Origin of the sequence: Streptomyces bambusae (genome assembly GCF_020532645.1) — a bacterium.
Lineage (GTDB): Bacteria > Actinomycetota > Actinomycetes > Streptomycetales > Streptomycetaceae > Streptomyces > Streptomyces bambusae.
In genome coordinates this window covers 123,040-142,429 of record NZ_JAJAUZ010000015.1, presented here as the reverse complement: position 1 = coordinate 142,429, position 19,390 = coordinate 123,040, and the positions used below count along the sequence as shown (strand labels likewise).

At 75.4% G+C, this 19,390-nt stretch carries 18 protein-coding genes; 13 read left to right on the top strand and 5 right to left on the bottom strand.

Features of this window, described 5'->3' with window-relative positions; translation table 11 throughout:
• Positions 1–321 precede the first annotated feature (321 nt).
• Positions 322–1,335 (bottom strand): FUSC family protein, encoded by a 1,014-nt coding sequence (locus LG634_RS13595; RefSeq protein ID WP_226734033.1) that lies wholly within the window; start codon positions 1,333–1,335, stop codon positions 322–324.
• 99 nt (positions 1,336–1,434) lie between these two features.
• Here LG634_RS13595 and LG634_RS13590 point away from each other — a divergent pair, with 99 nt between their 5' ends.
• The 8 genes from LG634_RS13590 to LG634_RS13555 all read left to right on the top strand — a co-directional run bounded on the left by LG634_RS13590 (position 1,435) and on the right by LG634_RS13555 (position 8,649).
• Positions 1,435–2,625 carry an MFS transporter gene (locus LG634_RS13590; RefSeq protein WP_226734032.1) on the top strand — a complete coding sequence of 397 codons (1,191 nt, stop codon included), beginning with the start codon at positions 1,435–1,437 and terminating at the stop codon, positions 2,623–2,625.
• Positions 2,622–3,440: a class I SAM-dependent methyltransferase gene (locus tag LG634_RS13585; RefSeq protein WP_226734031.1), complete on the top strand. Its 819-nt coding sequence runs from the start codon at positions 2,622–2,624 to the stop codon at positions 3,438–3,440. Before LG634_RS13590 ends, LG634_RS13585 begins: the two co-directional genes overlap by 4 nt.
• A 4-nt stretch (positions 3,441–3,444) precedes the next feature.
• The gene (locus tag LG634_RS37840) at positions 3,445–3,996 is read left to right on the top strand and encodes a hypothetical protein (RefSeq protein ID WP_264203071.1); all 552 of its coding nucleotides are present in this window, start codon (positions 3,445–3,447) and stop codon (positions 3,994–3,996) included.
• A gap of 267 nt (positions 3,997–4,263) precedes the next feature.
• Entirely contained in the window at positions 4,264–5,076 is an 813-nt protein-coding gene (locus LG634_RS13575) for a thioredoxin family protein (protein WP_226734030.1), read from the top strand.
• Positions 5,076–5,714 carry a TlpA family protein disulfide reductase gene (locus LG634_RS13570; protein ID WP_226734029.1) on the top strand — a complete coding sequence of 213 codons (639 nt, stop codon included), beginning with the start codon at positions 5,076–5,078 and terminating at the stop codon, positions 5,712–5,714. The genes LG634_RS13575 and LG634_RS13570 overlap by 1 nt, the downstream gene beginning before the upstream one ends.
• Positions 5,711–6,493: a cytochrome c biogenesis CcdA family protein gene (locus LG634_RS13565; protein ID WP_226734028.1), complete on the top strand. Its 783-nt coding sequence runs from the start codon at positions 5,711–5,713 to the stop codon at positions 6,491–6,493. The genes LG634_RS13570 and LG634_RS13565 overlap by 4 nt, the downstream gene beginning before the upstream one ends.
• A 50-nt stretch (positions 6,494–6,543) precedes the next feature.
• Positions 6,544–7,164 (top strand): protein-disulfide reductase DsbD domain-containing protein, encoded by a 621-nt coding sequence (locus LG634_RS13560; RefSeq protein ID WP_226734027.1) that lies wholly within the window; start codon positions 6,544–6,546, stop codon positions 7,162–7,164.
• Between the two features lie 93 nt (positions 7,165–7,257).
• Positions 7,258–8,649: a HAMP domain-containing sensor histidine kinase gene (locus LG634_RS13555; protein WP_226734026.1), complete on the top strand. Its 1,392-nt coding sequence runs from the start codon at positions 7,258–7,260 to the stop codon at positions 8,647–8,649.
• A gap of 39 nt (positions 8,650–8,688) precedes the next feature.
• Here the strand turns inward: LG634_RS13555 and LG634_RS13550 are convergent, their stop codons facing one another.
• Both LG634_RS13550 and LG634_RS13545 read right to left on the bottom strand, forming a co-directional pair.
• Entirely contained in the window at positions 8,689–8,919 is a 231-nt protein-coding gene (locus LG634_RS13550; protein ID WP_226734025.1) for a hypothetical protein, read from the bottom strand.
• 115 nt (positions 8,920–9,034) lie between these two features.
• Complete coding sequence (locus tag LG634_RS13545) at positions 9,035–9,643, bottom strand: TetR/AcrR family transcriptional regulator (RefSeq protein ID WP_226734024.1); 609 nt, start codon at positions 9,641–9,643, stop codon at positions 9,035–9,037.
• A 124-nt stretch (positions 9,644–9,767) separates the two neighbouring features.
• Here LG634_RS13545 and LG634_RS13540 point away from each other — a divergent pair, with 124 nt between their 5' ends.
• Positions 9,768–10,553 (top strand): SDR family NAD(P)-dependent oxidoreductase, encoded by a 786-nt coding sequence (locus LG634_RS13540; RefSeq protein ID WP_226734023.1) that lies wholly within the window; start codon positions 9,768–9,770, stop codon positions 10,551–10,553.
• A gap of 317 nt (positions 10,554–10,870) precedes the next feature.
• Positions 10,871–12,514, top strand: a complete 1,644-nt coding sequence (locus tag LG634_RS13535) for a chloride channel protein (RefSeq protein ID WP_226734038.1) — start codon at positions 10,871–10,873, stop codon at positions 12,512–12,514.
• Positions 12,515–12,589: 75 nt separating this feature from the next.
• Here the strand turns inward: LG634_RS13535 and LG634_RS13530 are convergent, their stop codons facing one another.
• A complete protein-coding gene (locus LG634_RS13530; protein ID WP_226734022.1) occupies positions 12,590–13,246 on the bottom strand; it encodes a TOPRIM nucleotidyl transferase/hydrolase domain-containing protein in 657 nt (218 codons plus the stop codon).
• Between the two features lie 156 nt (positions 13,247–13,402).
• On the opposite strand from LG634_RS13530, the gene LG634_RS13525 reads away from it, so the two are divergent.
• The gene (locus tag LG634_RS13525) at positions 13,403–13,975 is read left to right on the top strand and encodes a TetR/AcrR family transcriptional regulator (RefSeq protein WP_226734021.1); all 573 of its coding nucleotides are present in this window, start codon (positions 13,403–13,405) and stop codon (positions 13,973–13,975) included.
• A gap of 28 nt (positions 13,976–14,003) precedes the next feature.
• Here the strand turns inward: LG634_RS13525 and LG634_RS13520 are convergent, their stop codons facing one another.
• The gene (locus tag LG634_RS13520) at positions 14,004–14,885 is read right to left on the bottom strand and encodes a hypothetical protein (protein WP_226734020.1); all 882 of its coding nucleotides are present in this window, start codon (positions 14,883–14,885) and stop codon (positions 14,004–14,006) included.
• Positions 14,886–15,025: 140 nt separating this feature from the next.
• On the opposite strand from LG634_RS13520, the gene LG634_RS13515 reads away from it, so the two are divergent.
• Positions 15,026–15,880, top strand: a complete 855-nt coding sequence (locus LG634_RS13515; protein WP_226734019.1) for a DMT family transporter — start codon at positions 15,026–15,028, stop codon at positions 15,878–15,880.
• A 137-nt stretch (positions 15,881–16,017) separates the two neighbouring features.
• Positions 16,018–19,350 (top strand): S8 family peptidase, encoded by a 3,333-nt coding sequence (locus LG634_RS13510; RefSeq protein WP_226734018.1) that lies wholly within the window; start codon positions 16,018–16,020, stop codon positions 19,348–19,350.
• Positions 19,351–19,390: the final 40 nt, after the last annotated feature.

Here is a 19,390-nt window from a genome sequence, read left to right as displayed (position 1 = left end):
CCGCCCCTTCCCGAACTGGGGCTCCGCCCCAGACCCCGGTCCTCAAACGCCGGACGGGCTGGATTTTGCCGCGGAGCCCAGACCCGTGCCGCGAGCGCCGGGCGGGCTGGAGGGTGCCGGACGGGCTGGCTGGTGCCGGCGAGGTTGGAGGTGGCCGGCGAGGTTGGATTTGTCCCGCGGCATCCAGTCCGCAGGCGAAGCTCCGGGCGGGGGCAGACTCCAGCCCGTCCGGCGATTGACGACCGGGGGTGTGGGGGCGGAGCCCCTGCAGCGGGGCGAGGCCGCGCGCCCGGACCCTCCGGCGTTTGAGGACGAGCGGGGTCACGGGACGCACGTGTCCAGGAGTTTGAGGAAGGGGCGGCGGAGGGCCACCGCAGTGGGCTGCGGATCGGCGCGGCGGTACGCGTCCAGCAGCCGGCGCGCCTCATCGGCAGGCCCGGCCGGATCCGCCCCGGCCAGCAGCGCAGACACGGTACGCCCGGTCGCGTCCACGACGGACGGCAGCGCGGTCCTCCCCGGGCTCACCGCCGCCCCCCGCCCACTCAGCGCATCCGCCTCGACCGCCAGCAGCGCCGCGTACTGCGCCGACCCGGCGACCACGGCCAGATGCCCGGCGAGCTCCGCCACCCTCCCCCGGTCCCGCCGCCGCAACGGGTTGAACCGCATCGCCCGCTGCGCCTCGGCCGCCCGGTCGCGGAAGGCGGCCAGCCGTTCCGCCTCGGCCTCGACGAGCACCCGGTTCGCCCGGGCCGCGGCCGGGTCGCCCAGCACGGTGACACTGGCCGCGAGCGCCGCCGTCAGCCGCTCGGCACAGTCCCGGGCCAGCGACTCCAGCTCGCGCCGCGGGTTCGGCGGCCACAGCAGTGGGGCCAGCACGATCGTGACCAGGCCGCCCATCGCGGTCTCCCACACGCGGGCGAGCCCGTACGCGTCGGGCGTCGGATTCGAGAGCACCAGCAGCGACGACAGGCCGATCTGCGGGTTGAACGCGTTCCCCGGTCCGACGAAGAGGCCCAGGAACAGGGCCAGGGCCAGCAGCACCACCAGCGCGGCGAACGACGGACTGAGCAGGGTCACCAGGGACAGCCCGAGCGCTACGCCCGCCAGCACGCCGAGGATGCGCATCAGGACGGCCGTCATCGAGGTGAACGGGTCGCTCCGCAGGGCCATGAGCGGGGCGAAGACGGCGTACACCGGCGGGTGCCGGGCTCCCGCCCACAGCGTCACCTGCCAGGCGACCGCCGCGACGACGAGGACCCGGGCGGCCACCGGCCCCTGCTCCCGGACCTGCCGCACCACCCGCGCCCGCACCGCGGACGCCGTCACTCTGTCCACCCCGTCACCGTACGGCCGGTCCCGGCGCCCCGCCCGCCCGGCCGGGTCCCACCGGGGCGCGCTGTGGCGGGAGGTCCGGGGGCGGCATAGCGTCGAAGGATGGACTCGGCGCATGGCGAGGCGGTCGAGGAGACGGCGCCCGGCCTGTCTGCCGGACCGGTGGCGCTGGCCTGGCTGACGCAGTTCCTGGTGGGGACCGACCTGTTCGTGGTGGCGCCGCTGCTGCCCGCGATCGCCGCGTCCCTGGACGTGTCCGCCACCAGCACCGGCCTGCTGGTCACGGCCTTCTCGGTGGCGTACGTGGTGGCCTCGCCGTTCGCCGGCCGGCTCTCCGACCGCAGGGACCGCGCCACGGTCCTCGTGTGGGCGCTGGTGCTGTTCTCCGCGGCCAACGTGGGCACCGCGCTCGCGCGGGACTACGGCCTGCTGCTGCTGATGCGGGTGGTGGCCGGCATCGCGGCGGCCGCCACCGGGCCCACCGTGTACGCCCTGGTCAGTACGCGGGCCCGGCCGCAGGCACGGGCCCAGGTGCTGGCCGTGGTCGGCTCGGGACTGCTGACCGCCCTCTGGGTGGGCGCCCCGGCGGGCTCGCTGCTGGGCCGGCACGTCGGCTGGCAGGCGGCCTTCGTGATCCTGGCCGCCGGCACCCTCCTGCTGGCCCTCCCCCACGCCTTCGTCTGGCGCACCCGCCCGCCGGCGGGCGCCGCCGGCCCCACGGGCGGCCCCGGCCCGGCCGCCGGATCGGCCCCGCGCCGGCACGCCGTGGCGGCCGTCGCCGCCACCGCGCTGTGGGCGTTCGCGGTGTACAGCCTGTACACGTTCCTCGCCGTGGCGCTGCACGACGACGGGCGGGGATCGTCGGTGACCTGGCTGCTGGTGGTGTACGGGGTGGGTGCCGTGATCGGCGGGCAGGTCGGCGGACGGTTCGCGGACCGGGTGGGGGCGGTGCGCGTGACCCGGGCCGCGCTGGCGCTGACGGCCGCGCTGGAAGTTGCCGTGGCCCTCGCCTATCCGGTGACTTGGGCGCTGGCCGGGGCGCTGGGCCTGTTCGCGCTGGCCGGGTACGCGTTCTTCCCGGCGCAGCAGCGACACCTGGTCGACCTGTTCCCGGAGCGGGCGACGGCCGTGCTGTCGTGGAACAACAGCGCCCTGTTCGTGGGCCTGTCGGTGGCCGGCGCCGTCGGCGGTGCCGTCGTGCACGGCCTGGGCTACCCGGCGCTGCTGTACATCGGCGCGGCCGTCGCCGTGCCGGCTTGCCTGGCGGCCTCGCGGAAGGTGAGTGAGCCATGACGGACGACCACACGGGCCGGTACGGCCGGGACCTGTTCGAGCCCGGCCACCCCCGCGAGGCGGAGCGCATCGATGCGGGGGCGGCGGCGTACGACCCCGTCACCACCCGGCGGCTGCGGGCCCTGGGCGCCGGTCCGGGCATGCGCTGCCTGGAGGTGGGGGCCGGCACCGGCACGATCGCGCGCTGGCTGCTGGAGGAGGCGGGCGTCGACGAGGTGGTCGCCGTCGACCGCGACACGAGCGCCCTGGCGGGACCGGCCGGCCCGCGGCTGCGGGTGGTCACCGCCGACCTCACGGACGAGGCCCTGGAACCGGGCTCGTACGACCTGGTCCACGCCCGGTTCGTGCTCATGCACCTGCCGCAGCGCCGCCGCATCGTGTCCCGGCTGGCCGGCTGGCTGAACCCCGGCGGGCGGCTGCTGCTGGGCGACGCCGTGGAGCTGCCCGACCCGCTCGACGCGGGTTCCGCGTACCGGCGGACCATGGACGCCATGTGGGAGGCCCTGCACACGACGATCGGCACCGACATCTCGGCCGTCCCGGCGTACCCGCACGTGCTGCGGGCGGAGGGCCTGACGGGCGTGGCCGCGGAGCTGTACTGCCCGCCGCTGACCGCGGGCAGTCCGCTCGCCGGCTTCTGGTCGCAGACCTGGCAGCGGATGCGGCCCGAACTGACGGCGACCGGCCGGGTGGACGCGTCCACCGTCGAGGAGGCGCTGGCGTACCTGGCGTCGCCGGGCCTCGCCGAGCTGGGGCCGGGCATGCTGATGGCGTGGGGGCAGCGCGATCCGGACGGCGGCCGTCCGCCACACTGATGCGGTGCCACGCCTCACGCGCTACCTCCTCATATGGCTGTCGTGCACCGCGGCCAGCGTCACCGCGGTGATGCTCACGGTGTACTTCGTCATCGGCCTGACCCGGCCGACGCCACCCGCCGCGCGGTCGGTGCAGGCCGTGTTCCCGTCGCCGTCCGTGCTGGTGGGCGCCCCGGCCTCGGCGTCGGCGGGCCCGCAGACCCCGACCGCCTCGCCGGCCCGCCCGTCGGTGCAGGCGCCGCAGGCGCCGCGGACCCCCTCGCCCTCCCCCACCCGGGCGGCCTCGCCGTCGCCCGCGCCCCGGCCGTCGGCGCAGTGCAGCGGCGGACCGGGCCGCCACACGGTGCCGTCGCAGGGCGGCAAGGTCACCGTGCAGTACGGGCGGACCCGGGTGTGCTTCGTCTCGGCGGTGCCCGACCCCGGGTTCCGGACCAGCACGCAGCAGACCGATCCGGACACCCTGGTGGTCGTGTTCACCAGCGACGGCCACCGTTCGACGATCACGGCGACGGTGGTGCCCACCGCACGGGCCAGCGTCCGCGAGACCCGGCTGTGAGCGGTTGCGGACGTTCCGGACCGGTCCGTCCCACCCGGTGCGACCTGCGGGGACGTACGTCCGGGCGCAAACCTGAGCAGTTCCTTAAGCCTCCCTGAGGGGTCCGCTCAGGACGGCTCCGGGCGGCCTGACGGCCCCTAGGCTCACGGTCGGTCAGAACGATCACCTCCGTCCGGCGGACCTGCCGCCAGGGTGTTCTGACCCCCCGCTCCGCGCCGGCCACCGCCCGGCCGCGGGGATCCCACCGAACCAAGGGGCTGATCCGCCATGGCCGCACACCGGCGCCCGAACACCTCCCGCATATCGGGACTCGTCCGCTTCTCCGCCGTCTCCCTCACCGTCGCGACGGCCGCTCTGGCGACCGCCTGCGGCGCCGCGGACACGAAGAACGAGGACGCACAGCGCGTCTCGGCAGCCTCCGTCCCGGACGTGCCGGCCGCGCAGACCCCGGACGGCGGCGAGGCCGAACCGACGGCGGACCCGGCCGCCTCGGCCTCCGCCACCCCCGCCGCGAAGGCGTCCGCTTCCGCGCCGGCCGCGGCCGCGCCGGCGGACCGCCCCGCACGATCCGCCGCCGCACCCGCCGCCAAGAGCGCCGCGAAGCCTTCCGCGGCGCCGCGCCCCGCGAAGCCCGCGGCCAAGCCGGCCGTCACGCCGACGAAGAGCGGCGGCGGTTCCGCGTCCGGCGATTCGGGCTTCGTCGCCGGCTACCCGGCCTCGGACGCCAAGCAGGCCGTCAAGGCGGCCGTGGCCGCCGCCAAGGCAGACGGCAAGCGGGTGCTCGTCGATTTCGGCGCCAACTGGTGCGGCAACTGCAAGGCCGCGGACAAGGTGTTCGGCACCAGCGCCGTGGGCAAGCTGCTCGACGCCTCCTACCACGTGGTGAAGGTGGACATCGGCAGCCAGAACTCCGGGGCCTTCGACCTGCTGCGCAGCTACTGCTCGGGCGAAGGCGCGTACAAGATGCCGGTGCTCGTCGTCCTGGACGGCAACGGCAACGTCGTCACCGAGACCCACTCGACGGGCAACCCGAGCCTGACCACCGACGGTCTGAGCGCGTTCCTGCGGAAGTGGGCCTGATGGCGGCGCACCACCGCGCGCGCCGCGGACGTGCGGCGGCCGCCCTGCTCCTCCTCGCCGTGGCGGCGGCCGGCTGCAGCTCTTCGGACGGCTCTCCGGCCGGCCCGGCCGGCGGACCGGGCACGGCGGCGACCGGGTCCGGGACGGACCGGTCCGCCGCCGGGACGGCCGCCACCGCGGCGGTCATCCCGGCGGCGGAACGGCAGCTCGCCCCGGGCACCGCCGGCAAGGACCTCGCCGGCCGGGAGCTGTCGCTCGGCTCCTACCGCGGCAAGGTCGTGGTGCTCAACGTGTGGGGCTCCTGGTGCGCGCCCTGCCGGGCCGAGGCCGGGGAGCTGGAGCAGCTGCGCGGCGGTCTGGAGCCGCGCGGGGTGCAGCTGCTGGGCATCAACGTCCGGGACCGCTCGACCGGACCCGCCCGGGCGTTCGAGAAGACGTACGGGCTGCGCTTCCCCAGCCTGCACGACCCGGACGGGAAGCTGCTCCTGGCGTTCCCGCCGGCGCTGCTCAACCCGCAGTCCATCCCCTCCACCCTGGTCGTGGACCGGCTGGGCCGGATCGCGGCCTCGGTGTCCGGCCCGGTGACCCGGGCGCAGCTGGAACCGCTGGTGACGCGCATCGCCGAGGAGGGCGTGTGACCGGCCCGGCGTGGCCGGCGCTGGCGGCGGCCCTGGAGCCGGGGGCGGTGTCCGGCACGCTGGTGCTGGCCGTGCCGGTGGCGGTGCTCGCCGGTCTGGTGTCGTTCCTCTCGCCGTGCGTGCTGCCGCTGGTGCCGGGCTATCTGAGCTACGTCACAAGCCTGTCGGTGGCCGACCTGACGGCGGCGGACGGCGGGCGGCGCGGGCGGATGCTCGCCGGGGCCGCGCTGTTCGTCCTCGGTTTCAGTGCCGTGCTGGTGTCCGGCGGTGCCCTGTTCGGGTACGTCGGCCGGAACCTGATCGCCTACCAGGACACCATCTCGCTGGTGCTCGGCCTGTTCACGATCGCCATGGGCCTGGCGTTCGCCGGCTGGCTGCCCGGCTTCACCCAGCGGGAGCTGCGCAGCCGGCACCGGCCCGCGTTCGGACTGCTGGGGGCGCCGCTGCTGGGTGTCGTGTTCGGCGTCGGCTGGACGCCGTGCATCGGGCCGACGCTGGCCGCCGTGCAGGCGCTGGCGTGGAACGAGGCGAGCGCCGGGCGGGGCGCGCTGCTGATGGTCTGCTACTGCATCGGGCTGGGGGCGCCGTTCCTGCTCACCGCCCTCGCGTTCCGGCGCGCCCTGGGCGCGTTCCGCTGGGTCCGCAGCCACCACCGGACGGTCATGCGGACCGGCGGCGCGATGCTCGTCCTGGTGGGAGCGCTGCTGGCCACCGGCATCTGGTCCGACCTGGTGTACGTCCTCCAGCTGCGGCTGGCCGACACGGGCGCCGCGCTGTAGCCGTGGTGCCGCGCGCCCTCCCCCGTACCGAAGAAAGACGGAAGAACGACATGAGACGACACGCCCCCGAGGCACAGCCCCACGCGTCCCGGGCCGTACGCGGTACCCGGCGCCGGACCGGAGGGCCGGGCCCGGTCCGGGTCGCGGTGGCGGCGGCCGTGCTGCTGGCGGCCACGGCGGTCACCGGCTGCGGCCAGGACGAGGCGGCCGCGAAGCCGCCCGCGGCGGTGACGGAGTTCAACGAGAACGGGGTCACCGTCCGGCTGAGCGTCGCCGACTGGGACGCGTCCGCGGGCACCGTGGAGGCCACGTTCACCCCCGACGAGCCCGGCTTCCACCTGTACAGCACGAGCCTGCCCGCGGAGGGCGTCGAGGGGGTGGGGCGGCCCACCGAGGTGCGGGCCTCGGGCGGCGTGGCCGCGGCGGGGAAGCTGACGGTGGACGCGCCGGTGAAGACGATCCGGGTGCCGGGGGTGGAGGCTGCCGTTCCGGTGTATCCGGACGGGCCGGTGACGGCCCGGCTGCCGATCCGCGCGACCGCGTCGGGCGAGGCCAGGCTGCTGATCGGCTATGCGAGCTGCAGTTCGACCGAGGGGTGTACGATCCCCGTGGCCGACCGGGCCGTGACCGTGCACACCACTGCGGACCACCTGTCGTTCACCGCCGGCTGAAGGGCTCCCGCCCGCGGCACGGCCCATCCGTAGGAGCGCTGTTCCCTTGACCCGAGGGCCCCGAAGACCCGGTGACGAGCGCGGGGCGCCGCGGTGAGGCGGTCCCTGGCGGGGGTGGCGCTGGCGGTCACCTCGATGGTCGCCCTGTCCTTCCTCATACCGCTCGGGCTGCTGGTGATGTCGCTCGCGCGCGAGCAGAGCATCACCGCAGCCGAGCAGAGCGCCGCGGCGATGGCGCCGATCCTGGCGCTCACCACCGATCCGGCGGAGCTGCAGGAGGCGGGGGCGGGGCTGCGTGCGGCCGAGCACCTGGTCATCCACCTGCCCGACCGCCGGTTCGTCGGCGGCCCCGGGCACGCTCCGCCGGACGTGCTGGAACGCGCGGTGCAGGAACGCGAGTCCATCTCGCGGGACGTGCCCGGCGGCTGGATCTACCTCCAGCCGGTGATCCTGCCGCAGGACCGGGTGGCGGTGGTGGAGAACTTCGTGCCCGACGACGAGCTGACCCGCGGGGTGGCCCTGTCGTGGAGCGTGATGGCCGGGCTGGCCGTCGTCCTGCTGGGCGGATCCGTACTGGTGGCGGACCGGCTGGGGTCGGCGGTCGTCACCTCGGCGAAGCGGCTGGCCGAGGCGGCCCGCCGCCTCGGGGCGGGCAACCTGGACTCCCGGGTGCAGCCGAAGGGGCCGCCAGAGCTGAAGGAGGCCGGTACGGCGTTCAACACGATGGCCGACCGGATGACGGACCTGCTCGCGGTGGAACGGGAACTGGTCGCCGACCTGTCGCACCGGCTGCGCACCCCGCTGACCGCGCTGCACCTGGCGGTGGAGCGGATTCCGCCGGGCGCCGAGACCGGCCGGATCCAGGCGGCGGTCGACGAGCTGGAGCGGGAGCTGGGCGCGATCATCGCCGAGGCCCGCACCCCGCTGGCGGTGGGCCCGATGGGGCGGGTGCTGCGCGGGGACGGCGCACCGGAGGGGCCGCCCGCGGACGCGGAGCGCTGCGAGGTGGCCGAGGTCGTGGGCCAGCGGGCCGGGTTCTGGGCGGTGCTGGCGGGGCAGCAGGGGCGGCCGTGCCAGGTGCAGGTCACCGACGAGCCGACGCCGGTGGGGCTGCCGGAGTCGGACATCACGGCCGTGGTGGACGCCCTGGTGGGGAACGTGTTCCGGTACACGCCGCCGGGCACGGCTCTGGAGATCGCGGTGAGCCGGACCGCGCACACCGTGGAGTTCGCCGTCCACGACGCGGGCCCCGGGATCGCCGACCCGGACGGGGCGCTGGCGCGCGGTGGGAGTACGGGGTCCACCGGGCTGGGTCTGGACATCGCCCGCCGGGCGGCGGTCGCGGCGCAGGGCGCGGTGCGCATCACGCGCGGGCCGCTGGGCGGGGCGTCGGTTTCGGTGACCTTCACGCTGTGCGTCGGGGCACCGCAGGACCGGCCGCGGTCGCGCCGGCGGGCGCGGGTGGCCGGCGCACGGAAGGGGTGAGGGGGCCTACGGGCGGCATTCGCACAGGCGTTACGGGCGTCATTCGCGCAGGCGTTGCAGGGCCTGTCGCCCGTGGGCGCGCAGGCCGTGTGCCTCGTCGTGCGGGGCGTGCGGGCCCTGGGCGTCGGACGGCTGCCAGGCCGTGTGGAGGGCCTTCCAGAAGTCGGTCCAGGCGGCGGTCTCGGTGGGGCCGTGCCCCTCGATGCCGGCCAGCGTCTCGCACGAGACGACGTAGCCGTCGGGTGTCAGGCGGACGGTCGGAGCGGGCATCGCGCACTCTCCCCTGGCTGCAAACAGGTACGGCCAGTGTCCGCCGCCCCGGCCGGACCCGCACCTCCACGACCGCCTGCTCCGGCGCCCCGCCGGCACCCGTGGCAGGTGGCCGCTATCCACCGGCCCCGGCGGCCACGGGTGTCAGCCCGGCGAGCAGGACGTCGAGGGTCAGTTCGGTGGCCTCCGGCAGCGGGGTGTCGTCCAGGAGCCCGCCGACCGCGAGCGCGGCGAGGCCGTGCAGGGCGGAGAACGCGACCTGGGCGAGGCGGGCCGGGTCGCCGGCGCGGACGGCGCCCTCCTGCTGCCCGGCGGCGAGGAGTCCGGCGGCGACCGCCATGGAGTGGTGGCCGAGTTCGCGCAGTTCCTCGCTCGAGCCCTCGGCGTGCTTCGCCGTGAACATGAGGTCCAGCAGCGGTGCGTGGGTGACGGCGAAGTCGAGGTAGGCGCGGCCGAGACCCGCCAGCCGGGCGGCGACCGGGCCGGGCGCGTCGGCCTCGGCCTGGAGGCGGGCGTTGAGCCGGGTGAAGCCGCCGACGGCCAGGGCGTCCAGCAGGGCCTGCCGGTCCCGGAAGTGCCGGGACGGCGCCGCGTGGCTGACGCCGAGGTCGCGGGCGAGGGCGCGCAGCGACAGCCCCTCCGCGCCGGCCGCGGCCAGCACCTCCTCCGCCCGTTCCAGCAGGGCTGACCTGAGGTTTCCGTGATGGTACGACCGGTCGGTCAACGTCCCCTCCTTCGTTGGTGACCATGTGCGGACACCCATCCTGCCAATGTTGTCGTTGACTACAATGATGACTCTGTCTACATTCGAGGACGAGGCATTCCGACGCGGGAAACGGAGCAGGGCGATGGGCATGACGTACCGGAACACAGTGGCACTGATCACCGGGGCCAGCTCCGGCCTCGGGGCGGAGTTCGCCCGCCAGTGGGCCGAGCGCGGCGCGGACCTCGTCCTCGTCGCCCGGCGCCTGGACCGCCTGGAGGAGCTGGCGGCCGACCTGTCGGCGCGGTACGGCGTGAAGGCGCACGCCGTCGCCGCCGACCTGGCCCTTCCGGGCGCGGCGGCCGGCCTGCGCGCGGAGCTGGACGCCCGCGGGATCACGGTCCACACCCTGGTCAACAACGCCGGTTTCGGCAGCCACGGTCACCTGACCCACCAGGACCCGGCGCAGATCACCGAGATGATCCAGGTCAACGTGACGGCAGTGGCCGAGCTGACCCGGGCCTTCCTGCCCGGCCTGCTGGCCGACGGCCGGGGTGCCCTGGTCACCGTCGCCAGTGCGGCGGCCTACCAGCCGACCCCCGCGATGGCCGTCTACGGGGCGACCAAGGCCTTCGTGCTGAACTTCACCGAGGCCGTCGGGTACGAGGTGCGCCGCTCGCCGCTGCGGGTGCTGGCGGTCTCTCCGGGGCCGGTCAGCACCGAGTTCTTCGACGTAGCGGGCAAGGACGCCGCCGTGGGCCGGATGGCCACGGCCGAGCAGGTGGTGACGGCCACCCGCCGGGCCCTGGAGCGGGGCAGCACCCCGCCGAGCATCGTGGCGGGCCTGGGCAACCGGGTCTCGGCGCTGGCGTCCGCCCTGGCCCCGCGCCGGGTGGCGCTGACGGTGGCGGGCCGGATGCTCAAGGCCTGACGACGGCCTCACGACGGCCTCACCACAACCTCGTGACGGCCTGACGGCAGACCCGGCGGCGGACCGGACGAGGGGGCCGGCCGCTCCGGAGGGACCGCCCGCCGCCGTGTCTACGCCGCCGAAGCGCCGGGCGGGCGTCCACAGTGGTGCCCGTGACGATCCCCACCCCCGCCCCCGCCGGCAAACCGGCCCGCCCCGCGCGCGAGCGGACCGCGGCTGCCTCCGCGCGCCGGCTGCGGGACTCCCCCGCCGGGCTCGCCGTACTCGCCGTGCTGGTGGGCGTCGGCGCGGGCTACGGCGCCGTGCTGTTCCGCTGGATGATCGAGGCGGTCACCCTGGTCCTCACCGGCCACGAGGACTACTCGGACGCGGGCCGGGCCGCGAACCCGCACGTGCCCTGGCTCGGACCCTGGTTCGTCCTGTTCACCCCGGTCGTCGCCGGCCTCGCGTACGGGCCGCTGGTGCAGCGGTTCGCCCGCGAGGCGCGGGGGCACGGTGTGCCGGAAGTGATGTTCGCGGTGGCCCGGCAGGGCGGGCGGATCGCGCCGAAGGTGGCGCTGGTGAAGTCCGTGGCCTCGGCGCTGTGCATCGGCGGCGGCGGTTCCGTGGGGCGCGAGGGGCCGATCGTGCAGATCGGCGCCGCCCTCGGCTCGACGCTGGGCGGGTGGGTGCGCTGCGGAGCGGCACACCTGCGGCTGCTGGTGGCCTGCGGTGCCGCGGGCGGCATCGCGGCCACCTTCAACGCGCCGCTGGCGGGGCTGTTCTTCGCGATGGAGCTCATCCTGCGGGACTTCACGGTCCGCAGTTTCGGTCTGGTGGCGATGGCGTCGGTGACGGCGAGCGTGGCCGGCCGGTCGGTGCTCGGCGACCGTCCGTTCCTGGACCTGCCGCCCCTGACGGTGGACCACGTGTTCGCGTACGGGCTGTTCCTGCTGCTGGGTGCGATCGCGGGCGCGGTGGGCGTGCTGTTCACGAAGGTGCTCTACCTGGTGGAGGACGCGTGCGACGCCGTGTGGCGCGGGCCGGAGTGGCTGCGGCCGGCCGTGGGCGGGCTGCTGCTGGGCGGGGTCCTGCTGGCGCTGCCGCAGATGTACGGGGTCGGCTATCCGGTGCTGCAGGAGGGCGTGGAGGGCGGTTACGCGATCGGATTCCTGCTGGTGCTGCTGGCCGGGAAGATGTTCGCCTGCAGCCTGACGATCGGGATCGGCGGCTCCGGCGGGGTGTTCGCGCCGAGCCTGTTCATCGGCGGGATGCTCGGCAGTGCGTACGGACAGGCCTGGCACCATGCGTCGGCGGCCGTGGTGGGCTCGCCCACGGTGTACGCGGTGATCGCCATGGCCGCGGTGTTCGCCGGTTCCGCCCGGGCCCCGATCACGGCGGTGCTGATCGTCTTCGAGCTGACGGGCGAGTACGGGGTGATCCTGCCGCTGATGACGGCCGTGGCCGTGGCGACGGGCGTCAGCCGGCTGCTGAGCCGGGACACCGTGTACACGGCGAAGCTGCGGCGCCGGGGCGTCGACCTGGAACGCACGGACCCGGGCGGGCGGCCGGTGGCCGAGGTGATGGAGCCCGCGCCGGCGGGCCTGCCGGCCGGCACCCCGCTCGTCGAGGCGGTGGCCGCGCTGACCGCCGCGCGCCGGCCGGGCCTTCCGCTGGCGGACGGTACGGGCGCCTACTGCGGCGTGGTCGGCGCCCTGGCGGCGACCACGGCCCTCGGTTCCGGGACCGGCCCGCTGGAGCCCGTGTCGCAGGCCGCTTCCTTCCCACCGGTGCTGACGGCCGACGAGCCGCTGAGCCGGGGCCTGGCCCTGCTGTCGGGGGCAGCCGGCGCGGACACCGGCGGCCTGCCCGTCCTGGATCCCGGCCGTATCCGCGTGGTCGGCTGGCTCTCCGAACGCGCCGCGCTGCGCGCCCTCACGGAGGGCCCCGCCGGCGACGGCTCCCCACCGGTCCCGGAGTAGGCCCGTCCGCGGGATCGGGCGCTGGGGGGTGTTGCGAAGGTCCCGCACGGCGCAACAGGACCTTCGCAACAGGCCCTAGACGTGAGCGAGGAGCCGTTCCAGCGGGCGGGGGATGCGGGCGGGGTCGAGGTGGTCGACCAGGGCCTTGGCGTACTGCGCCTTGCGGCCGCTGTGGGTGCCGAGGAACCGGCGGAGCTGGTGTTCGACGGGGCGGGTGCGCTGGGCGGGCTGGCCCTGGAAGGTGCGGAACGGGCGCAGTTCGCCCTGGCCGGCGATCACTTCCTGCACGCCGTCGGCGCCGAGCGCGCGGATGAACTCGTCCTCCAGGTCGGCGACGCACACGTGGAACCCGAGCGCGTCCAGCCCGCCCGGCGTCCGGGCCGTGCCGTGGCCGACGCGCTCCAGGTGGCGGCGGAAGAACGGTTCCTCACCCTTGTCGCAGAGGCCGGCGAGCGGCAGGTCCAGCCCCGGCGGGCCGCACACGTCCAGGAACCGGCCGATGTTCATCGCCCCGCCGAGCACGACGACGGCGATCCCCTCGGCGGCGAGGTCGCGCCCGGCGCGCGCCGCCAGCGCGTCGACCGCGACCCGGTCGCTGGTGCCCTCGACGAGCACGGCCCTGCGCACCCCGCCGTGGGCCAGCCGCCGCGCCTTCACGGCGGCCGCCTCCGCCCCCGCCCCACCGGCCGCCCATGCGACCAGGGCGGGACCGAACTGGCTCAACTCGTCCACGGGACCTCGCTTTCCCCGCGATCTTGGCACGCCCGAAAGCCCGTACGCATCAGAGTTTCCCCGCCCGCACGAGCCGCGCAGTTGCCCCAACGCTTCAGGCGCGTGTTGGATCACGTGCGGAACGACGGATTGCGATGCGGAGGGCGGCGGACCGCCATGTCACGAGTGGGGCTGACCACGGAGCGCCTGGTGCGGGCCGGGGCGGAGCTGGCCGACGAGATCGGGTTCGAGCACACGACGCCGGCCGAGCTGGCCCGCCGGTTCGGGGTGAAGACGGCGAGCCTGTACTCGCACGTCAGGAACGCCCACGACCTGAAGACCCGGATCGCGCTGCTGGCCCTGGAGGAACTCGCCGACCGGGTCTCCGCCGCGGTGGCCGGCCGGGCCGGCAAGGACGCCCTCGATGCCTTCGCCAACGCCTACCGCGACTACGCCCGGGAACACCCGGGCCGCTTCACGGCCGCCCGCCACCCGCTCGACCCCGAGACCGCGGCCGCCAGTGCGGGCGTCCGGCACGCCCGGATGATGCGGGCCGTACTGCGCGGCTACGACCTGGCCGAACCCCACCAGACCACCGCCGTCCGGCTGCTGGGCAGCGTCTTCAGCGGCTACGTGACCCTGGAGGGCTCCGGCGGCTTCGGCCACAGCGCCCCCGACCCGCAGGAAAGCTGGACCGAGATCCTCACCGCCCTCGACACCCTCCTCCGCACCTGGCCCACCACCCCCTGAGCCGAACCGCCGGGCCCCGCCCCCGGCCTCAGCCGGCGATCTCCGGGCAGTTGAAGGTGTCCCGGGCCACGCCCGCGGCCCGTGCCTCCAGCCGGAAGTACGTGTGCACCAGACCGTCCGCGGCTTCGCACCGCACGTTGCCCAGACGGACCGCGTACGACTGCAGGACCGGCAGCGGGGAGTCCGGCCGGACGGCGATCACCAGCCGGCGCTTCGTCAGCACCCGGGCCCACTCGGCGATGCCGGGGGCCACCTCGTACGCGCCGTCGCGGGCACTGGCGACGGGGTGCACGAAGGTGTGGTCGGTCTTGATCACCAGCCCCTTGCCCGAGGGGGCCGCCGCATAGGTGATCCGGCCCCTCGCCTTCTGCCGGTACGGGTGCTGCACGAGCTCCGTCCGGTCGAAGCGGGTGACGAGCCCGACCGGGTTCCCGGCCAGGGCGGCGAGCGCGGGGGAACCGGGGTCGAACCGGGCGAAGACCTCGCCGTACGGAACCCGTTCGAAGTTCGCCGCCACCAGGATCTCCTTCGTCTGCAGGAGCGCCTGCTCGACCTGCGCCTCGGACATGCCGCCCAGGGCACGCGCGGGCGGCAGCTCGACGGCGTTCTCCCCCTCGGCCCAGCCTGCCGCGGCGGACCCGCGGTAGGGGAAGTCCTCCGTCGCCGGCCACTCCTGCGGCCACATGGACTGCTCCAGCGCTGCCGCGCCGAAGGGATCGTCGGCCGCCCGCTCCCCCGAGGTGGCGCCGACCAGCCAGGCCGCGAACCCGCCCAGGACGGCCAGGCCCGCGGCGCCGGCCAGCACCTGCTTCCGGCGGCGCCGCTTCCGGTCCTGTGCCAGGGCGGCCTGCCGGGAGCCGTCCTCCTGTTCCGCTCTCAGCCGCGCCGCAAAGTCGTTGACGTCGCTCATGGCCCCCCCAGTGGATCTTGTGCGTGATCGCGCAAGGTTACCCGCCGGTCACGCCGGTGTGCCCGGGGCCCGGAAAGCCCGCCGGCGGCTCGGTGCGTGTCGTGGCCGGCGGGGGTGGGGGTGAGGGTGAGGATCGGGGGATGGGTGTTGTGGTGCCGGTTCTCTGTGCGTTGTTCGCCGCGCTCAGCAACGCGCTGGCCACGGTGCTGCAGCAGCAGGCGGCGCTGAGCGTGCCGCGGTCCGACGGGTTCCGGCCCGGGCTGATCCTGGACCTGCTGCGGCGGCCGGTCTGGCTCGTCGGGATGCTTGCGGTGATCGCCGCCGGGGTGGGGCAGGCCGTCGCGCTGGCGACCGGCCCGCTGTCCCTCGTACAGCCGCTGTTCGTGCTGGAGCTGCCGCTGGCTCTGCTGATCGCCACTGCCCTGACCCGGCAGCGGCCGGCCGCCGGGGCGTGGCCGGCCGTCGCGGCGGTCGTCGCCGGGCTCGGGCTCGCGCTGGCGGCCGCCGCGCCCGCCGGCAACCGCACCCATGTGCCGCTCGACCGCTGGGTCCCGGCACTCGCCGCGTGCGTTGCAGCCGTGCTGGCGCTGGCGGCGACCGGGCTGCGGCGGCCGCCGGGGCGGGCCCGCGCCGGATGCCTGGGGGCGGCGACCGCGATCTGCTACGCCCTGACCGCGGGCCTGATGAAGTCCGCGGTGCACATCCTGGACGAGCGGGGCCTCGGCGCGTTCCTGACCACCTGGCAGACGTACGCGTTCGGGGCGACCGGCATCGCGGCCCTCCTGCTGCTCGAACACGCGATGCAGGGCGGCCCGCTGGTCGCCTCCCAGCCCGCCCTCACCCTCGGCGACGCCTGCGTCAGCCTGCTGCTGGGCGTGCTGCTGTACGAAGAACACGTCCGCACCGGCTGGTGGCTGGCCCCGCAGCTGCTGGGGCTGGCCCTGATCGCGGCCGGCGTGTTCGCGCTGGCCCGCGCCGGAGTGTCGAGGGGCTGACCGCCCGGCCCGGAACCGGCCGTCAACTCCCCCGGATCCGGCCGGATTTCGCTGTCGCCGAGGAGAACCGTAGGACGCCCGGTGTGCGTGGTACGGGACGACTCTCTGGCATGCCCACACAGACGGGGGATTCGCGCGTGGGACGCATATCGAAGGCAGGGACCGTGGCGCTCGCGGCCATGGTGGCCGGGACGCTGATCGCGGGGGCGACGACGGCCGGCGCCGATCCGGCCCCGGGCGCCCGCTCCGGGGTCCAGGACGGCCCCCGGGGGCAGCACACGAAAGCCCGGTCGACCGTCACTCTGGTCACCGGGGACAAGGTGGTCGTCGGCAGCGACGGGCGGGTCGTGCGGATCGACCGCGGCCCGGGCCGCGACGGGGTCGTCTTCTCGGTGCGCCGCGAGCCCGGCCACACGTACGTCATCCCGCAGGACGCGCTGGGCCCGGTCCGGGCCGGCGTCGTGGACCGGCGGCTGTTCGACGTGACCCGGCTGGTCGCGGACGGCTACGACGACGCGCACCGCGGCACACTGCCGCTGATCGTCGGCTACCGGCAGGGCACCCCGGAGGGGTTCGCCGCCTTCCGCAGCGCCCTCGACGGGGTCGCCCGGGACCGCCGCGCGCTGCCCGCCGTCGGGGGTGAGGCCTTCACCGCTCCCAAGTCCGGTACGGCGGCCCTCTGGTCGGCCGTGGTGGGCCGCCCGGCGGCACGCACGGCCGGCGCGGCGCTGCCCGTCGCCCACCTGTGGCTGGACGGCAGGGTCCGGGCCTCGCTGGAGCAGAGCGTGCCGCAGATCGGCGCGCCCACGATGTGGCGGGCCGGCTACACCGGCAAGGGAGTCAAGGTCGCGGTCCTGGACACCGGTGTCGACCAGACCCACCCGGACCTCAAGGGCCTGGAGGTCGCGCAGAAGAACTTCTCCGACTCGGGTGACTCCAACGACCGCTTCGGCCACGGCACGCACGTGGCGTCCATCGTCGCCGGCTCGGGGGCGAAGTCGGCCGGCCGCCGCAAGGGCGTCGCGCCGGGCGTCCGGCTGCTCGACGGCAAGGTGCTCGGTGACGACGGCTGGGGCACCGACTCCAGCATCGTCGGCGGCATGCAGTGGGCCGTGGACCAGGGTGCGAAGGTCGTCAACATGAGCCTCGGCGGGGGCGACGAGGCCGCGGTGGACCCGAAGGAGGCGGCGATCGCCCGCCTGTCGGGCAAGGCGCTGTTCGTGGTGAGCGCCGGCAACGCGGGCGACGAGCCGGGCACGATCGCCTCGCCGGGCAGCTCCCCCGCGGCGCTCACCGTCGGGGCGGTCGACAAGCAGGACCGGCTGGCCGACTTCTCCAGCCGGGGTCCGACGGCCGCCGGCGTGTCCAAGCCGGACATCACGGCGCCCGGCGTCGACATCTCGGCCGCTGCGAGCACGCAGGGCACTCCCCCGGACACCACCGGATACGTCGCCATGTCGGGTACGTCGATGGCCGCTCCGCACGTGGCGGGGTCCGCCGCTCTGGTGCTCCAGCAGCACCCGACGTGGAGCGGCGCGCGGGTCAAGGCGCTGCTGACCGGTTCGGCCAAGCCGCGTGCCGGGCTGGGCCCGCACCAGCAGGGCGCCGGCCGCGTGGACCTGGTCCGGGCCCGTACCGCCGTCGTGGTCTCCGAGCCCGGCTCGCTGGACTTCGGCACGCAGCTGTGGCCGCACGCCGACGACAAGCCGGCCGTGAAGACGCTGACGTACCGCAACCTGGGCACGCAGGCGGTCACGCTGAAGCTGAGCGTGGCCGCCACCGGCCCGGCGGGCGGCCCGGCGCCCGCCGGCATGTTCGCGGTGAAGCACACCCAGGTCACGGTGCCCGCGGGCGGGACCGCGCAGACCTCCGTCACCGTCGACACCCGCAAGGGCGCGGCGGACGGGGCGTTCGACGGCACCGTGGTGGCGGCGGGCGGCGGCCAGTCGGTGCGCACCGCCGTCACGGTGGTCCGCGAGGTCGAGTCGTACGACGTCACGTTCCGGCACACGGACGACAAGGGCGCGAACGCAGGGGCCTACTACACGTCGGTGCTGCACCGCGGCCGGTTCGGACTGAAGCGGATCGACCTGCCGGTGAACGCGAACGGCACCGCCGTGCAGCGGCTGCCGAAGGGCGACTACCTGCTGGAGAGCCTGGTCACCAGCCCCGGCACCGGGAACCGGACGGCGATCTTCGTCCAGCCGGTGCTCAAGGTGACCGGGAAGACGACGGTGGCGCTCGACGCCCGCAAGGCCAGGCCGTTCGCCGTGACCGCCCCGGACCCGGCCGCCAAGCTGACCTCGGCCGTCCTCGGGTACGACGCGCCGGCCATGATGATGGGGACCTCCTGGTCGGTCGGCGGGTCGACGAAGCTCACCACGGCCGGGCTCGGGCCCGTGTCCGCCGGGATGCAGGCCCAGTACCAGGGTGTCTGGAAGGTGCCCGGGACGGCCGGCCGGAACGTCGACTACCGGTTCGCGTTCCACCGCGCGGGCAGCTGGTTCACCGGCCTCACCCAGGCCGTGACCCGCGCCCAGGTCGCCGAGGTCAGGCTGGGCGTCGGGGCCTCCGTCGCCGCGAAGGGCCGGGTGTACGCGACGCCGTACGGCGCGTCCGGGTTCAGCGTCGGCTCGCAGGCGCCGCTCGAAGGCAGCCTGCCGATGGCCGTCACCCAGTACGTCAACACCGCCGGTGTGGACTGGCACTGGAGCGCGGCGCAGCTCGACGCGCGGGGCGACGAGGCGGGCAGCCACTCGACCGGGCCGGTGGCGTACACGGCCGGCAAGCGGTACGCGCTGAACTTCAACACGGGTGTGCTGGGTCCCGACCTGGGGGCCTCGGCGGAGCAGGGCGCGAGCCGCTACGGCAACACGATCGAGACCAACGTGCAGATGTTCGTCGACGGCGAGGGCCACGACGGCGGCTACCAGGCCGACGGTTACACCCGCCTGGAGTCCGGCGGCCGGGTCATCGCCTCGAACCCCTCGCCCGGGTGGCTGAGCGCCGAGGTGCCGGCGGCGTCCGCGGCGTACCGGCTGACCGTCGAGGCGAACCGGTCGCCCGCGCACGCCACCACGAGCACGAAGGTGACCGCGGTCTGGACGTTCACGTCGGCCCGGCCGTCCGGGGAGCAGGCGGTGAAGCTGCCGCTGTCGACCGTGCGGCTGGCGCCGAAGCTGCGGCTGAACGGGACGGCTCCGGCGGGCGGCACGCTGAAGGTGCCGCTGCACGTGGCCGGGGCGGCCGCGGCGGCCGGGAAACCGGCCACGCTGGCGGTCAGCGTCTCGTACGACGGCGGCCGGACCTGGAAGGCGCTCACGGTGACGACCGACGCGAAGGGCGCCCGGTCGGTGACCGTGCAGCACCCGTCGACGGCGAAGGCCGCGACGTTCCGGGTGGACCTGAAGGACAAGTCCGGCAACACGGTCCGCGAGACGATCACGAACGCGTACCGGCTCGCCCCGTGAGGTGAGCGCTGCCGCGTGCCGCTGGACCGGCCCGGACCCG

What these genes read in the sequence shown, in the direction of transcription:
- LG634_RS13590 (WP_226734032.1), top strand. Translation starts at nt 1,435, where the DNA reads ATGGACTCGGCGCATGGCGAGGCGGTCGAGGAGACGGCGCCCGGCCTG.
- LG634_RS13585 (WP_226734031.1), top strand. Translation starts at nt 2,622, where the DNA reads ATGACGGACGACCACACGGGCCGGTACGGCCGGGACCTGTTCGAGCCC.
- LG634_RS13575 (WP_226734030.1), top strand. Translation starts at nt 4,264, where the DNA reads ATGGCCGCACACCGGCGCCCGAACACCTCCCGCATATCGGGACTCGTC.
- LG634_RS13570 (WP_226734029.1), top strand. Translation starts at nt 5,076, where the DNA reads ATGGCGGCGCACCACCGCGCGCGCCGCGGACGTGCGGCGGCCGCCCTG.
- LG634_RS13560 (WP_226734027.1), top strand. Translation starts at nt 6,544, where the DNA reads ATGAGACGACACGCCCCCGAGGCACAGCCCCACGCGTCCCGGGCCGTA.
- LG634_RS13550 (WP_226734025.1), bottom strand. Translation starts at nt 8,919, where the DNA reads ATGCCCGCTCCGACCGTCCGCCTGACACCCGACGGCTACGTCGTCTCG.
- LG634_RS13540 (WP_226734023.1), top strand. Translation starts at nt 9,768, where the DNA reads ATGGGCATGACGTACCGGAACACAGTGGCACTGATCACCGGGGCCAGC.
- LG634_RS13535 (WP_226734038.1), top strand. Translation starts at nt 10,871, where the DNA reads ATGATCGAGGCGGTCACCCTGGTCCTCACCGGCCACGAGGACTACTCG.
- LG634_RS13525 (WP_226734021.1), top strand. Translation starts at nt 13,403, where the DNA reads ATGTCACGAGTGGGGCTGACCACGGAGCGCCTGGTGCGGGCCGGGGCG.
- LG634_RS13520 (WP_226734020.1), bottom strand. Translation starts at nt 14,885, where the DNA reads ATGAGCGACGTCAACGACTTTGCGGCGCGGCTGAGAGCGGAACAGGAG.
- LG634_RS13515 (WP_226734019.1), top strand. Translation starts at nt 15,026, where the DNA reads ATGGGTGTTGTGGTGCCGGTTCTCTGTGCGTTGTTCGCCGCGCTCAGC.